This is a genomic window from Pseudomonas sp. Y24-6 (assembly GCF_020295325.1).
GTDB classification, from domain to species: Bacteria; Pseudomonadota; Gammaproteobacteria; order Pseudomonadales; family Pseudomonadaceae; genus Aquipseudomonas; species Aquipseudomonas gregormendelii.
Genome location: NZ_JACBXG010000012.1, coordinates 189,639 through 204,029, shown reverse-complemented (window position 1 = coordinate 204,029; position 14,391 = coordinate 189,639). Strand labels below are relative to the sequence as shown.

The following is a 14,391-nucleotide window of genomic DNA, read 5'->3' as shown; positions in this document are numbered from 1 at the left end:
GATCATCGGATCTACCGCTTTATGCACTGGCAACGAAGGAGAAGCTGTATGCAAGTCAACATCAGTGGACACCAACTGGAAGTGACCGAACCCCTGCGCACCTACATCGGCGAAAAACTCGCCCGATTGGAAAGGCATTTCGACAAGATAACCAACGTGCAAGTCACGATGACCGTCGAGAAGCTGCTGCAGAAAATCGAAGCCACGCTGCATATCCCCGGCGGAGAAGTGGTCGCCAATGCCGAGCATACGGACATGTATGCCGCCATCGACCTGCTGACCGACAAGCTGGATCGCCAACTCAAAAAGCATAAGGAAAAGACCCAGAGCCTCCTCCAGGGCGCAACCGGTCGTTAACACTCCCAACCCATGATCCGACTTGAAAGCATCCTGACCCCCGGCCGTTCCCTCGTGAACGTGCCGGGCGGCAGTAAAAAGAAAGCCCTCGAACAAATTGCCAACCTAATCCATCGCGAAGTGCCGGATATGGAGATGCAAGATGTCTTTGAGGCCCTGATCGCCCGTGAAAAACTCGGCTCGACCGGTTTTGGCAACGGCATCGCCATCCCCCACTGTCGCCTCAAGGGCTGTACCTCGCCGGTCAGCGCCCTGATGCACCTCGACGCCCCTATTGATTTCGACGCCATCGACGGTGCCCCGGTCGACCTGCTGTTCGTGTTGCTGGTCCCGGAAGCCGCCACCGATGCGCACCTGGAGCTTTTGCGCCAGATTGCCAGCATGCTTGATCGCAAGGAAGTTCGCGAAAAATTGCGCAGCGCCCCGAGCAATGAAGCCTTGTACCAGGTTGTCCTGGACGAGCAGAACGGTCATTAATCATGCGCTTGATCATTGTCAGCGGCCGCTCCGGCTCAGGTAAAAGTACCGCGCTCGATGTCCTTGAAGACAGCGGGTACTACTGCATCGACAACTTGCCCGCCGGGCTGTTGCCCGAGCTGGCCGAACGAGCACTGATCCACACCGAGCTCGCGCAACCGCTGGTGGCCGTGTCGATTGACGCGCGCAACCTGCCAAGCCACCTGTCCCGTTTTCCGGAATTGCTGGAGGAAGTGCGCAGCCGTCACATCAAGTGTGACGTGCTGTACCTGGACGCCGACGAAGAAACCCTGCTCAAGCGGTTTTCTGAAACCCGTCGCCGCCATCCGCTGAGCAATGCCAATCGCTCGCTCGCCGAGGCGATTCAGGACGAGTCCAATCTGCTGGGTCCGATTGCCGACCTGGCTGACCTCAAGGTCAACACCACCAACCTGAACCTGTACCAGCTGCGCGATACCATCAAGCTGCGGCTGTTGAACCAGCCTGAGCCTGGCACCGCGTTCCTGGTGGAGTCTTTTGGCTTCAAGCGGGGCATGCCTGTGGATGCCGACCTGGTGTTCGACGTGCGCTGCCTGCCCAACCCTTATTGGAAGCCAGAGTTGCGCGAGCAGTCCGGGCTCGATCAACCGGTAGCCGACTACCTGGCCGCGCAACCGGACGTCGAGGAAATGTTCCAGGACATCTCCACCTACCTGCTCAAATGGCTTCCACGCTTTGCTGCCAGCAACCGCGCGTATGTCACCATAGCCATTGGCTGCACCGGCGGGCATCACCGCTCCGTCTACCTGACCGAACGTCTGGGCCAGGTTCTGCAACAATCCCTGAAGAACGTCCAGGTCCGCCACCGCGACCTCAGCTAAAGGATTCACATCGCGATGCCTGCTCTGGAAATTGAAATCATCAACAAGCTGGGCCTGCATGCCCGCGCTTCAGCAAAATTCGTCGGGGTTGCCGGGCAATTCAAGGATTGCACCATCAGGGTAGGACGCACGCCGGAAACCACGGTGGACGGCAAGAGCATCATGGCAATGATGATGCTGGCGGCTGGCAAGGGCACCAAGATCCATTTGAGTACCGAAGGCGCAGAGGCGGACGAAGCGCTGGATGCGCTGGTAGCGTTGATCAACAACTACTTCGACGAAGGCGAGTAAAGAACAAGCTCAAGATCAAAAGATCGCAGCCTGCGGCAGCTCTTGCAGGGAAAAACGAACCCTGTGCGATCTTTTGATTTTCAAGCCAACGCCGTATCCATCACCATCATCAAGCAAAACCCGATCAGCAATCCCAGGCTCGCCAGCTTGTCGTGACCGTGACGTCGCGACTCGGGGATCACTTCGTGCGTAACCACCAGCAACATGGCCCCGGCCGCCAGTGCGAGCCCAAGCGGCAATAGCAGTTCGGCCAGGCTCACCAGCCACGCACACAGCAGCGCAAAAACCGGCTCAACCAACCCAGAAGCGGCACCGATCAGGAATGCCCTGACCCTCGACATCCCCGCCCCCGCCAACACCAGCGCAATCACCAGCCCTTCCGGCACATCCTGCAGCGCAATACCCATCGCCAGGCTATCGGCATCAGGCATGCCGCCCCCTGCTGACACGCCGACCGCCATGCCTTCGGGAATGTTATGGGCAATGATGGCAAACACGAACAGCCAGATCCTGGGCGCAATCGCCGGCCGCTCCTGCCCGCCTGCCAGCATTTCCGGGCAGGCTCCGGAGACCTTGCGGTCCACCAGATACAAACCCAAAGCGCCAAGCATGATGCCAAGGCTGATCAGGCCACTGGCGGCCCAAGGCTTGAGCCCGAGGCTCTGCGCGGCGGAGATCCCAGGCACGATTAGCGAAAACGCCGTCGCCGCCAACATGACCCCCGCGCCGAAACCTAACAGCGTATCGCTGACGGCTTGCGGCATGCGGCGAATCACCAGCACCGGCACCGCGCCCAGCGCCGTACCCAGTGCGCAGATCGCCCCACCCTGCAATGCACGCAGCAGTTTCGGTTCAAGATCCAGCCACACCAGCCCTTGGGCGACCAGCAAGGACATACCCGCCAGCAATAACAGCGATCCGAATGCGTAACGAAACATCCGCCCACTTCCGATCGCCAGCGTTTCAGTGCCCATAATCAGCCTTGGTGGTTTTTCATTGAAGATTCAACCCAGGGCCGCTTTGTAGCGCGCCGCCACTTCAGGCCAATTGATCACGTTGTAGAACGCGTTGATGTATTCCGGGCGGCGGTTCTGGTACTGCAGGTAGTAGGCGTGCTCCCACACGTCCAGGCCAAGGATGGGCGTGTTGCCATTCATGAGCGGACTGTCCTGATTGCCGCTGCTTTCCACCACCAGTTTTTTCTGCGGGGTCACACTCAGCCATGCCCAGCCACTGCCAAAACGGGTCAGCGCAGCCTTGGTGAACGCCTCCTTGAAACTGTCGAGCCCGCCCAGTTGCTCGTCGATTGCCTGGGCCAGCGCGCCGTCAGGGGCGCCGCCACCGTGCGGGGCCATGACTTCCCAAAACAGCGAATGGTTGGCATGGCCACCGCCCTGGTTGATAACGGCGGCACGCAGTTTTTCCGGCAGCTGCTGGACGGCCGCCACCAGTTTTTCCACGGTCCATTCGGCGAATTCGGTGCCTTCGACGGCGGCGTTCAGATTATTGATGTAGGTCTGGTGGTGCTTGGTGTAGTGGATCTCCATGGTCTTGGCATCAATGTGCGGTTCCAGGGCATCGTAGGCGTAGGGCAAGTCAGGCAGGGTAAAAGCCATGTTCAGTGAACTCCATGATGAAGAGGCGCAGGCCGGTTGGCAGTTGGAACGGCTTCGATGTGCAGCAGGCGGTGGGTCCGTGGGTATTCACCGTGTTCGCTGATGAAATTCAGCAGCTCGACATAGGTCTTGCTGCTCTGGCGCAGCGCCGCTTCGCGCAAGGCTGGCGCCAGTCGCATGTCCTGCATGGTCTGCAGCAACCGCTGGTGAATGGCACAAAGGTATTCGGCGCTCTCCTCCGGCTGATTGAGCCGCAGGTGCAGGTCTGCCAGGTTGTGATGGGAGATGACGCAGGCTGCTACCGCTTCGTCGGCATCCGCCCAGCGCTCGAACAACACCTGGGCCAGCGCCAATGCCTGCAAGTAAGCCTCGCGCGCATCGACCAGTTCGCCCTGCATGAAACAGCGATTTGCTCTCTCGATCGTGCGTTTCCAGTGCTCCATGGTGAGCCTCCAAAACGGTAGCGGTGGTTACACGCCGCCTGCAGTGAGCTTTACCGGGTCAAGCAAAAGCTCGAGCTGGCTGCGCGTCAGGTCAGTGTGTTCAAGGGCGACATCAATCACCGGGCGGCCTTGCTGATAGGCCTTCTTGGCGATTTCAGCGGCTTTCTGGTAGCCAATGATCGGGTTCAGGGCCGTGACCAGGATCGGGTTGCGCGACAGCGCTTCTTTGAGCCTGGCTTCGTTGACCTTGAAGCTGGCGATGGCTTTTTCACCCAGCAGATGGCTGGAATTGGCCAGCAATTCGATGCTGCTCAGCAGGTTCTGGGCGATGATCGGCAACATCACGTTGAGCTCGAAATTGCCCGACTGACCGGCGACGGTGATGACCGTGTCGTTGCCGATCACTTGAGCGGCAACCATGGCGGTGGCTTCCGGTATGACCGGATTGACTTTGCCCGGCATGATCGAAGAGCCCGGCTGAAGGGCCTCGAGTTCGATTTCACCGAGACCGGCCAAAGGGCCGGAGTTCATCCAGCGCAGGTCGTTGGCGATTTTCATCAAGGTCACGGCGGTGGCTTTCAACTGGCCGGAAACACTGACGGCCGTATCTTGCGAGCCGATAAGCGCAAACAGATCCTGGCCCGGGGTGAACTCCACCAGGGTCAACTTGCTCAACTGTTCGCTGAAACGTACCGCGAATTCGGGATGGGCGTTGACCCCGGTGCCCACCGCCGTGCCGCCTTGAGCCAGGGATTGCAGGCTCGGCAGCAAATCCTGCAGGTGCCCGACGTTCGCCTTGAGTTGCTGGGCCCAACCGTTGAGGACCTGGCTCATGCGCACCGGCATGGCATCCATCAGGTGCGTGCGACCGGTCTTGACGTGGTGATGAACCTCTTCGGCCTTGCGCTCGATCACCTGCACCAGGCGGGTCAATGCCGGCAACAATTGCTCGTGCAGCGCCAGGGCAGCGCTGACATGGATGGTAGTCGGGATGATGTCATTGCTGCTCTGGCCGCAGTTGACGTGGTCGTTTGGATTGACCGGCTCACCGAGCAGGCGGCTGGCCAGGGTGGCGAGCACTTCGTTGGCGTTCATGTTGGAACTGGTGCCCGAACCGGTCTGGAAGATATCCACCGGGAAGTGCTGCATGAAGTCGCCCTCGAGCAAGCCTTGCGCCGCATCGACAATGGCTTTGCCCTGCGACTCGCTGATCTGCTTGAGCTCGACATTGGCGCGGGCCGCTGCAGCTTTGGCGAGGATCAATGCACGGATGAACTGCACCGGCATCGGCTTGCCGCTGATGGGGAAGTTGTCCACTGCGCGCTGGGTTTGCGCGCCGTACAGGGCGTCTACCGGGACGTTCAATTCGCCCATGCTGTCGCGCTCAATACGTGTCTTGTTCATCAGAAAATCCTTGCACCAGTTCGTTTAGAGGAATGGAGGGCTGCAACTCGCAGGTGGCCAGTTGCCAGGTGTAGCGTTGCCAGCGCTGGAGGCGGCATTTGCACAAGGAGAGGCGTTCCAGGTCGCGCAGAGGACGCCAGGCCTGGTCAAGGCACAAGCTGCGCCAGTGCCAAGGCAGTGCGACGTCGGCGGCGGTATCAAGCAGCAAACGGAAAGAGGTTTCGGCGATGGTCCAGGGAGAAGTGGCCGTGCAACACGCCAGGTACCGGCCTTCGGCCAGGTAGTGCTCAATCAGGCGCGGCTCGTCAGGGTCCATTGCGCAACGGATCTGGCGACTCATCCAGCGCCAGCTTTCTTGATAGGGCTGCTCGTGCAAGGCAGAACTCATGATCCGGGCTCATTCGGTAATGAGATTTATTATTAGATGATAATGAGAACCAACACAACCCCGGGATTCCGGATAATCCCCCTATGGGAGCAAAGCGTGCTCCCACAGGCGTGCTTTACCTGCCGTGGTGTGCAGGCGAAAAAAAAGCACGCCATCCGGTTGGATGGCGTGCCTTTAGTGTTGCAGCAAAAATATCAGCTGCCTGCGACGGTCATCCGCTCAATCAGCACCGACCCCGTGCGAATGTTGCTGCGCAGTTCCAGGTCATTACCCACGGCAACGATCTGCTTGAACATGTCGCGCATGTTGCCGGCGATGGTCACTTCCTGGACCGCAAACTGGATTTCGCCGTTTTCTACCCAGTAGCCCGCAGCACCGCGGGAATAGTCGCCAGTGACCATGTTCAGGCCCTGCCCCATCAACTCGGTTACCAGCAGGCCGCGCCCCATGCGGCGCAACAAGGCCGCCTGGTCTTCGTCGCCATGGGTGACGAACAGGTTGTGCACGCCGCCGGCGTTGGCGGTGCTCGGCATCCCCAGCTTGCGACCGGAATAGGTGCCAAGGATGTACGACACCAGCTCGCCCTTCTCGACGAACGGCTTGGCATAGGTCGCAAGGCCATCGCCGTCGAACGCCGAACTGCCCATGGCGCGCATCAGGTGTGGACGCTCGTCGATGGTCAGCCATTGCGGGAACAGTTGCTGCCCCAAGGTGCCTTCCAAAAACGAAGATTTGCGATACAGGCTGCCGCCGGAGATCGCCGAAAGGAAACTGCCGAACAAGCCACCGGCAAGTTCGGCGGAGAACAGCACCGGCACTTCACAGGTTGGCACCGGGCGCGCGCCCAACCGGCTGGCAGCCCGCTGCGCGGCACGCTGGCCAATGCTCACCGGGTCGGCCAGCAGATTGCCCTGGCGGTTGACGTCATACCAGTAATCGCGCTGCATCTGGCCATCGGCCTCGGCGATCATCACGCAGCTCAGGCTGTGGCGGGTCGATGCATAACCGCCAATGAACCCGTGGCTGTTGCCATAGACGCGGCAGCCCTGATGCGTGCTGAGGGTGGTGCCGTCGGCGTTCTTGATCCGGCTGTCGGCTGCAAACGCCGCCGCTTCACAGCTAAGGGCCATCTCGATGGCCTGCTCCGGGGTTATGTCCCACTGGTGGAACAGATCGAAATCCTTCAGGTCTTTGGCCATCAGCGCGGCATCTGCCAGGCCCGAGGCTTCGTCTTCGGACGTGTGCTTGGCAATTGCCAGCGCGGCGGCCACAGTTTCCCGGATTGCTTCGGGCCCACTGGCCGACGTGCTGGCCGAGCCTTTGCGCTGGCCAACGTACAAAGTGATGCCAAAGCCCTGATCGCGGTTGAACTCAACAGTCTCGACCTCACGCTGGCGCACCGAAGTCGACAGGCCCTGCTCCAGGGATACTGCTACTTCACAGGCACTGGCGCCCTGGCGCTTGGCTTCAGCAATGATCTGCTCGACCTGTTCCTGCAGTGCCGGCAACGCTTGCGGGCCGACGCTTTCAACTGCACTCATGCTGTTCTCCACTCAAATTCTGCTTTCGGCGAGGGTCATCGAGCGACCGGGCCGGACAAGCGGCCCCCGACTGGTTATCATGGCGGCGTTTCTTTGCGGACGGCCACCATGGTTGATTCTTACGACGACTCCCTCGATACGGGAGAAAAAAGCAAATCCCAGGTTAAACGCGAGCTGCATGCTCTGGTTGACCTTGGCGAGCGCCTTACAACACTCAAGCCTGACTTGCTGGCAAAACTGCCGTTGACCGACGCCATGCGCCGGGCACTGGCCGATGCGCCCAAGCACACCGCGAATATCGCGCGTAAACGGCACCTGATGTTCATCGGCAAACTGATGCGCGACCAGGACACTGACGCCATTCTTGTTCTGCTCGATCAACTCGATGCCTCCACCCGGCAGTACAACGAACGTTTCCATGGCCTGGAACGCTGGCGCGATCGCTTGATCGCGGGCGACGATGCGGTCCTGGAGAAGTTCGTGCTCGACTACCCGGAAGCTGATCGCCAGCAGTTGCGCTCCCTGATCCGTCAGGCCCAGCACGAACTGGCGACCAACAAGCCGCCGGCATCGAGCCGTAAAATCTTCAAGTACATCCGTGAGCTGGACGAGACTCAACGCGGTTTGCGTTAAGTAGCGCCCAAACCCTCCGAGGTAGGAGCTGGCGAAGACTGCGATCTTTTGATCTTGTAAAAGCAAAAGATCGCCGCCTGCGGCAGCTCCTGCACGGAACACGTGTTCCTCAGGATCCTGTGCCACCCACAGTGATCGCATCAATCTTCAGCGTTGGCTGGCCGACACCGACCGGCACCGACTGCCCATCCTTGCCACAGGTCCCGACACCGCTGTCCAGCGACAGGTCGTTGCCGACCATCGACACCTTGCTCATCGCCTCCGGCCCGTTACCGATCAGGGTTGCGCCTTTGACCGGCGCGGTAATCTTCCCATCCTCGATCAGGTACGCCTCGCTGGTGGAGAACACAAACTTGCCACTGGTGATGTCGACCTGGCCACCGCCGAGGTTGGCGCAGTAGATGCCGCGTTTCACCGAGGCAATGATCTCCTGCGGATCACTCTCGCCTGCCAGCATGTAGGTATTGGTCATGCGCGGCATCGGCAGGTGCGCATAAGATTCGCGACGACCGTTGCCGGTGCGGGCCACACCCATCAGCCGGGCGTTGAGCTTGTCCTGCATATAGCCTTTGAGCACGCCGTTTTCGATCAGGGTGGTGCACTCGGTCGGAGTGCCTTCATCGTCGACGCTCAGCGAGCCGCGACGACCGGCCAGCGTGCCGTCATCAACGATGGTGCACAGCTTGGAGGCAACCATCTCGCCCATGCGTCCGCTGTAGGCGGAGCTGCCCTTGCGATTGAAGTCGCCTTCCAGGCCGTGACCAACCGCCTCGTGCAGCAACACACCGGACCAGCCCGAGCCCAGTACGACCGGCAAGGTGCCGGCCGGTGCCGGAATGGCTTCCAGGTTCACCAGCGCCTGACGCAGCGCTTCGCGGGCGTAGCCCATGGCGCGGTCATCACTGAGGAAATAACGGTAGTCGGTACGACCGCCGCCGCCATGGCCACCGCGCTCGCGGCGACCGTTCTGCTCGACGATCACGCTGACGTTGAAGCGCACCAGTGGACGCACATCCGCTGCCAGGCTGCCGTCGGTGGAAGCCACCAGAATGCGCTCCCACACACCGGCCATGCTCACGGTGACTTGCTGGATGCGCGGATCGAGAGCACGGGTTGCGACGTCGATGCGCTTGAGCAACTCGACTTTCTCGGCACGGCTCAGCACTTCCAGCGGGTTATCCGGCCCGTACAACTGGGCGACGTCCTGGGTAGTGAAGGCCTGCACGCTGCCATTCTGGCCGGCACGGGAGATCGAACGCGCGGCACGGGCCGCGGCGCCCAGGGCTTCGAGGGTGATGGCGTTGCTGTAGGCAAAGCCGGTTTTTTCACCGGACTGCGCGCGCACGCCGACGCCCTGGTCGAGGTTAAAACTGCCTTCCTTGACGATGCCGTCTTCCAGCGCCCAGGACTCGGAGATCTGTCCCTGGAAGTACAGGTCGGCGGCATCGATGCCCGGGCCGGCGAGATCGCCGAGCACACCTTGCAGGCTCTCGATGGTGACGCCGCCAGGTGCCAGGAGGTGTTCACTGACTGAGGACAACAACTCGCTCATATGCTTTGCGCCTTAAATTCGTTCATTGCGAGGCAGGTCGCTGTGCGCCCTGCGAGAAAAAGCGCCGGTGAGTGGACACCGGCATCCGCGCCCTGATGGACGCCTGTTCGCTGCTATCGCGTTCGGCCAGCAGCACGGCCTCGCCTTGATCCTGCCGGGCCAGCACCCGCCCCCAAGGATCGATGATGGCGGCGTGCCCCCAGGTTTCGCGCGGTCCCGGATGAGTGCCACCCTGGGCGGCCGCGAGCACGTAACACTGTGTCTCGATGGCCCGTGCGCGAATCAGCACCTCCCAATGGGCCGCGCCCGTGACCGCCGTGAAGGCTGAAGGTGCGGTAATCAACTCCGCGCCGGCAGCCCGCAATTCGCTGTACAGCTCGGGGAAACGCAGGTCATAACACACCGTCAGGCCGACCCGGCCGACGGGTGTATCCGCTACCACGACACCACTGCCATAAGCATAGTCATCGGATTCGCGATAACGCCCGCGGTTGTCTGCCACATCCACATCGAACAGGTGCAGCTTGTCGTAGCGCGCCACCGTCTCGCCCTGGTCATTGACCAGCAACGAGCAGGCGTGCACCTTGGCCGTCGGCTGATCCACCGGCGGCAGCGGCAATGTGCCGGCCACTATCCATAACTTGAGGTCGAGGGCAGTCTGTTTCAACCATGGCAGGATCGGACCTTCGCCCAACGCCTCGGCGCGCCCGATGTCAGCGATATCACGGCGGCCCATGGCGGCAAAGTTTTCCGGCAGCACGGCGAGGCGCGCGCCAGCTGCGGCGGCCTCTTCGAGCAAGCGGCGGGCCTGGGCCAGATTGGCCGGCACATCGCTTTGGCTGACCATTTGAATCACCGCAAATGACATGACGTATTCCTATCGTGAAATCGAAACATACCCCGTAGGAGCTGCCGAAGGCTGCGATCTTTTGATCTTGACGATTTTGAAATCAACGTCAAAAGATCGCAGCCTGCGGCAGCTCCTACAGGGGCCATGCTACTCCATCGAGCCTGGCTGATGATTTCAAAAAGGCTTGTCGAACGTGATTTTCGGTTCTTTCCACGGCCCCTTGACGGTGTACTTGACGCTGGCGAAACGCGCCACGCGGTCGCCGATCAACTTGTCGATCAGGAACAGCGCGCCTCCGATGGCCGGTGCGCCGACAATCAGCGCGGCAATTGGCAGGTTATTGGTCACCGGCAAGGTCACCAGCAACTTGGCATCGACCTTGTCGCCCACCAGGTCCAGGGTGCCATTCAACTCGATGTTGCTCGATGGGCCAGTCATCAGGATCGGCTCGCGGGTGACGTAGACCCCGTCACTTGCGACCAGCAGTCCCTTGACCCGATCGTAGCTCAAGCCTTTGCCGAACAGGTCGGAAAAGTCCAGGCGCAGGCGCCGGCCGATGGAGTTGAAGTTCAGCAGGCCAAATACCCGCAATGCCTGGGCGCCGCCATCAACTTCGACGAACTGGCCTTTGTTCAGCGACGCATCGAGGCTGCCGGAGAAGCGCTTGGTGGCCAGCCAGGCTGGCGAACCGGGCCAGCGACCGTCGACGTCCATGTGAAAGTTTTCACTGGTGACACTCGGCGCGAATCCCCAACCCTTCAGTACGTCGGCGAGATTCTTGCCGCTGATCCGGCCCTTGTACCAGCTGCTCGATGCGCCCGGTGTGCCTTCCCAGCCACCGCTGCCTTGCAGCAGGATGCCCTTGAGGCCCAGGTCCAGGGTGTTGAGGGCAATGCCTTTGGCCGTGGGGCGGACCTTCAGCGACCAGGCGCCAACCAGGTCCTTGCCCTGGTACAGCTGGTTGATCATGACATCCAGCGCCGGAATCTTTGTCGGGTCCACGGTGGCCAGCGGATCCGGCGAATTCTCATCGGCGAGGACCGTCGGATCGGGCGCTGGCAACTTCACGTACTGCAGGTTGATGGCAATCGGCGCACCTTTGGCGTCAGGGATGGCGACCGTGCCCTTGACCTGTTGGCTGTCGAGCTGCAGGGCCCACGAGGCCGGCCTGCGGTTCAACTGCACCGATGCCTGATCCAGGGTCGTACCCATGGCGGTGAGCTTGCCGATCTTCAGGTCGGCGCTGCTGAGCAACTGCTTGGCACTGCCGCCAGGATCCTGGCCGGCATATTTGTCTGCCAGGTCCTTCCAGGGCCCGACGTCCAGTTCCGGTAGCGAACCGCGCACTCGCAGGCCCTTGGCACCCGGCACGACGGCCTGTCCGCCACCTAGCAGCAGTTCGCCACGACCTTCGGCGAAATTGCTGACGGGTGCTTCATAGGTGAAGTTCGCCAGCTCGCCGTAATTGACCCAGTAACGCCGATCCTCACCCTGCAGGGTCATGCGGAACGTGGTGTCGCGCCCCTCATCCGCTGCCATCCCAAACGGCGCAGGCAGATCGATGGCAACGCCCTTGAGATTGGAGCTGACCAGTAACTGGCTGTCGGCTCCGCCAAGGTTGAGCTGCAGTTGATAGGGAATCACGCCGGTGACCGGCAACGGCTGCGTCACGCTTAACCAATCGGTGAGTTTTTTCACCTCGACCTGACCCGATGCCGTCACCCGGGTTTTCAGATTGCCGGCACTGCCATCGGCAAAGATCTGCGCGGAGACCGGCTTATCAAAGGCCCGTGCCGTGATGTTCTGACCGCTAAGGCCTTTGGTGCTGTCGAAACGGAAATCACCCTTGAGCTGGGTCAATTCCAGTGCCGGTTCGCTCAATTTCAGGCGCGACTTGGCGGTCTTGAAGTCGACCAGGATTTTCGGTAGCTCGCCCTTGGCCAGCGCAATATCCAGCTTCAGCTTGCCCTGCAGGTCGCCCTCGCCTTCCCAGCCGGCAAAGGTCTGCGCGGTACCGATCGGCGCGGTCTGGAGAATTTTCAGGCCATCGCCCAGGCCCCCGGCAAAAGCGCCGTCGAGCAGCAGGTGACTGCTTTTGCCGGCAGCCGCATGGGGAATTTCGACGTAGATATCGCGAACCTGGGTGTCGAGCAACTGCCCTTTGCTGGCAAGAATCCGCACCCCGCTGTCCTCGATGAACACATCGCCACTGACCTTGCTGACATGCGGCCAGCCAGGCTGGAAGGCCAGTTCTGCGTCATGAACCTTGAAGAACAGGCTGATGCTGCGATCCGCTTCTGCAGCGCCGTGGGCCAGCGAGCCCTGGTACTGGAAGAAACCTTCGTCTACCGCGCCCTTGAGAATCGCGGTGCGCAGCCATTCGTCCAGCGCCGGGCTCAATACGGTCGGCAGGTACTTGGCAGTGTATTTACCATCACCGTCCACCAGGCCGACCCGCAGGTCCATGTAGTCTTCCTGGGAATGATCGAAATGCAGGCGGATCAGGAAGTCGCCGGCAATCTTGCCCTCCTCGCCCAACACCTTCAGGTAGGGCGCGGTCAGGGTGAAGGCTTCTTTATCAATTTTCCAGGTCAGCTTGGCGTTGGCCTGGAGGTACTGCCAGGGCTTGGCGAAGATCGGGTCCAGGTGCAGGGAAAAGTCCTTGCTGTCCATGCGCAACTCGCCCTGCCCCAGGTCGCCACTGATACTGCCACTGACATTTCGCGCCGCCGGTGCACCGTGATAGGCATTGAAGCCTACCCGGTCGAGGTTGGCGGCAAAGCTGATTTTGCTGTCGTCCGTGGCCGCTGGCCGGAAGTCGAGCAGTACATTACGCAGGCTACCAGTCACTTTAAGTCGCTCGACCGCCGTGGCGACGCCTTCAGGCAAGGGGCCCAGCGCATTCAACAGCGGCGTGAGGGGCGTAAGGTCGAGGCGATCGGCCTGCAGGTGCCACAGTTCCGGGGTGTTATCACTGGCCCCGCTCTGCTTGAGTTGCAGTCGCGATTCCCAACGGGTTTCGCCGAAGTTCATGGCCAAGGAGTCCAGCGTGACCAGCGCACCCGCGGCGTCACGCTGGAAATAGGCGTTGAGTGCCAGGTTGCTGATCTGGATCGGCTTGCGCTCGGCGTAGGCACCTTTGATTTGCGGCGCGTTCAAACGCACGGCCGCGCTCTGCAGCGCGCCCTTGCTCCAGTTTACCCACAGCTCGCCGCCGGCCTTGATCTCGGTGAAATTCCAGTGTTGGGTCAGACGCTCTGGCAGCCACTTCGACCAGTCACTTTGCGGCAGGCTGAGATAGGCGTCCGCCGCACCGTTCTTCCAGTCGCTGGCCTGCAGCCGAGTGCGCAGGCTCAGGGCCAATGGCTGGCCATCCGGCAATGTCAGCCGGGCATCGAGCCGCTGTCGGGAGCTGCCGGTCTTGAGGCTCATGCCGACATACGTCAGGGTAAGCGGCACATGATCCAGCGGCTGCAAGGTCACCTGGCTATCAAGGACCGAAAGCTGCTGGACCATCTGCATACGATTTAGCAGTTGCTCAGGGTCCAGCGGCTGATCCTGCTGGACGGGCAATCCTTCCAGTGCCCAATGGCCATCCTCGCCTTCCTTGAGGCTGATCTTCAGGCCGTTGAGTTCGAGATGGGCCAGGCGCACTTCGCGGGCCAGCAGGCTGGCCAAGATATCCGGCACAGCGCGCACCTGGTCCAGGCGCAGAGCGTTTGCTCCTTCGCCGAGCATCACGTCATGGGCCAGCAGGATCGGCGCAAATCCGCTCCAGTTACCTTCCAGTTCACCGATGTGCAGCGGCATACCCAACGCGGCGCTGGCCTTGGCCTCGACCTCGGCCCGGTATTCGGCCACCAGCGGCGTCAGTTCCCGCCCAAGGCTGACGTAGAGCGCCATCAGCACCAAAGCCAACGCGCACAGGCCCAGACCCCAGCGGGTCAGTGCGGCCAAAATGCGTGTCAGACGGTCCATG

General features: G+C 61.1%; 14 protein-coding genes. 5 read left to right on the top strand and 9 right to left on the bottom strand.

Annotation, left to right across the window (positions count from 1 at the left end):
- Positions 1 to 48 precede the first annotated feature (48 nt).
- Genes hpf through HYI44_RS22300 form a run of 4 tightly spaced genes read left to right on the top strand, consistent with a single transcriptional unit; the run spans position 49 to position 1,985 of the window.
- On the top strand, positions 49 to 357 hold the full coding sequence (hpf, locus tag HYI44_RS22315; protein ID WP_045061455.1) for a ribosome hibernation-promoting factor, HPF/YfiA family: 309 nt from the start codon (positions 49 to 51) through the stop codon (positions 355 to 357).
- Positions 358 to 369: 12 nt separating this feature from the next.
- Positions 370 to 834, top strand: a complete 465-nt coding sequence (gene ptsN, locus HYI44_RS22310) for a PTS IIA-like nitrogen regulatory protein PtsN (protein WP_045061456.1) — start codon at positions 370 to 372, stop codon at positions 832 to 834.
- A 2-nt stretch (positions 835 to 836) separates the two neighbouring features.
- On the top strand, positions 837 to 1,694 hold the full coding sequence (gene rapZ / locus HYI44_RS22305) for an RNase adapter RapZ (RefSeq protein WP_122837511.1): 858 nt from the start codon (positions 837 to 839) through the stop codon (positions 1,692 to 1,694).
- A gap of 15 nt (positions 1,695 to 1,709) precedes the next feature.
- Entirely contained in the window at positions 1,710 to 1,985 is a 276-nt protein-coding gene (locus HYI44_RS22300; RefSeq protein WP_225570553.1) for an HPr family phosphocarrier protein, read from the top strand.
- 80 nt (positions 1,986 to 2,065) lie between these two features.
- Here HYI44_RS22300 and HYI44_RS22295 read toward each other — a convergent pair whose 3' ends face one another.
- The 6 genes from HYI44_RS22295 to pmbA form a co-directional block, all read right to left on the bottom strand.
- Entirely contained in the window at positions 2,066 to 2,959 is an 894-nt protein-coding gene (locus HYI44_RS22295; RefSeq protein WP_225570552.1) for a ZIP family metal transporter, read from the bottom strand.
- A gap of 30 nt (positions 2,960 to 2,989) precedes the next feature.
- Positions 2,990 to 3,601, bottom strand: a complete 612-nt coding sequence (locus HYI44_RS22290) for a superoxide dismutase (RefSeq protein WP_225570551.1) — start codon at positions 3,599 to 3,601, stop codon at positions 2,990 to 2,992.
- 2 nt (positions 3,602 to 3,603) lie between these two features.
- Complete coding sequence (locus HYI44_RS22285; RefSeq protein ID WP_122837507.1) at positions 3,604 to 4,044, bottom strand: hypothetical protein; 441 nt, start codon at positions 4,042 to 4,044, stop codon at positions 3,604 to 3,606.
- A gap of 27 nt (positions 4,045 to 4,071) precedes the next feature.
- Positions 4,072 to 5,448: a class II fumarate hydratase gene (locus HYI44_RS22280; protein WP_122837506.1), complete on the bottom strand. Its 1,377-nt coding sequence runs from the start codon at positions 5,446 to 5,448 to the stop codon at positions 4,072 to 4,074.
- Positions 5,429 to 5,836, bottom strand: coding sequence for a FagA protein (locus HYI44_RS22275; protein WP_225570550.1), 408 nt, complete (start codon positions 5,834 to 5,836; stop codon positions 5,429 to 5,431). Before HYI44_RS22275 ends, HYI44_RS22280 begins: the two co-directional genes overlap by 20 nt.
- A gap of 194 nt (positions 5,837 to 6,030) precedes the next feature.
- Complete coding sequence (gene pmbA, locus HYI44_RS22270; protein ID WP_122837504.1) at positions 6,031 to 7,377, bottom strand: metalloprotease PmbA; 1,347 nt, start codon at positions 7,375 to 7,377, stop codon at positions 6,031 to 6,033.
- 108 nt (positions 7,378 to 7,485) lie between these two features.
- On the opposite strand from pmbA, the gene yjgA reads away from it, so the two are divergent.
- Positions 7,486 to 8,010, top strand: coding sequence for a ribosome biogenesis factor YjgA (yjgA, locus tag HYI44_RS22265; RefSeq protein ID WP_045061465.1), 525 nt, complete (start codon positions 7,486 to 7,488; stop codon positions 8,008 to 8,010).
- Positions 8,011 to 8,119: 109 nt separating this feature from the next.
- Here yjgA and tldD read toward each other — a convergent pair whose 3' ends face one another.
- From tldD to HYI44_RS22250, 3 genes are all read right to left on the bottom strand, one after another.
- Positions 8,120 to 9,562: a metalloprotease TldD gene (tldD, locus tag HYI44_RS22260; protein ID WP_122837503.1), complete on the bottom strand. Its 1,443-nt coding sequence runs from the start codon at positions 9,560 to 9,562 to the stop codon at positions 8,120 to 8,122.
- Positions 9,563 to 9,584: 22 nt separating this feature from the next.
- Positions 9,585 to 10,430 (bottom strand): carbon-nitrogen hydrolase family protein, encoded by an 846-nt coding sequence (locus tag HYI44_RS22255; RefSeq protein WP_225570549.1) that lies wholly within the window; start codon positions 10,428 to 10,430, stop codon positions 9,585 to 9,587.
- Positions 10,431 to 10,586: 156 nt separating this feature from the next.
- Complete coding sequence (locus HYI44_RS22250; RefSeq protein WP_225570548.1) at positions 10,587 to 14,390, bottom strand: YhdP family protein; 3,804 nt, start codon at positions 14,388 to 14,390, stop codon at positions 10,587 to 10,589.
- Between the last annotated feature and the right edge of the window lies 1 nt (position 14,391).

Coding starts and splice junctions, on each gene's coding strand:
- HYI44_RS22295 (WP_225570552.1), bottom strand. CDS start 2,959: ATGGGCACTGAAACGCTGGCGATCGGAAGTGGGCGGATGTTTCGTTAC.
- ptsN (WP_045061456.1), top strand. CDS start 370: ATGATCCGACTTGAAAGCATCCTGACCCCCGGCCGTTCCCTCGTGAAC.
- HYI44_RS22275 (WP_225570550.1), bottom strand. CDS start 5,836: ATGAGTTCTGCCTTGCACGAGCAGCCCTATCAAGAAAGCTGGCGCTGG.
- HYI44_RS22255 (WP_225570549.1), bottom strand. CDS start 10,430: ATGTCATTTGCGGTGATTCAAATGGTCAGCCAAAGCGATGTGCCGGCC.
- rapZ (WP_122837511.1), top strand. CDS start 837: ATGCGCTTGATCATTGTCAGCGGCCGCTCCGGCTCAGGTAAAAGTACC.
- HYI44_RS22250 (WP_225570548.1), bottom strand. CDS start 14,390: ATGGACCGTCTGACACGCATTTTGGCCGCACTGACCCGCTGGGGTCTG.
- yjgA (WP_045061465.1), top strand. CDS start 7,486: ATGGTTGATTCTTACGACGACTCCCTCGATACGGGAGAAAAAAGCAAA.
- hpf (WP_045061455.1), top strand. CDS start 49: ATGCAAGTCAACATCAGTGGACACCAACTGGAAGTGACCGAACCCCTG.
- HYI44_RS22285 (WP_122837507.1), bottom strand. CDS start 4,044: ATGGAGCACTGGAAACGCACGATCGAGAGAGCAAATCGCTGTTTCATG.
- tldD (WP_122837503.1), bottom strand. CDS start 9,562: ATGAGCGAGTTGTTGTCCTCAGTCAGTGAACACCTCCTGGCACCTGGC.
- HYI44_RS22300 (WP_225570553.1), top strand. CDS start 1,710: ATGCCTGCTCTGGAAATTGAAATCATCAACAAGCTGGGCCTGCATGCC.
- HYI44_RS22280 (WP_122837506.1), bottom strand. CDS start 5,448: ATGAACAAGACACGTATTGAGCGCGACAGCATGGGCGAATTGAACGTC.
- HYI44_RS22290 (WP_225570551.1), bottom strand. CDS start 3,601: ATGGCTTTTACCCTGCCTGACTTGCCCTACGCCTACGATGCCCTGGAA.
- pmbA (WP_122837504.1), bottom strand. CDS start 7,377: ATGAGTGCAGTTGAAAGCGTCGGCCCGCAAGCGTTGCCGGCACTGCAG.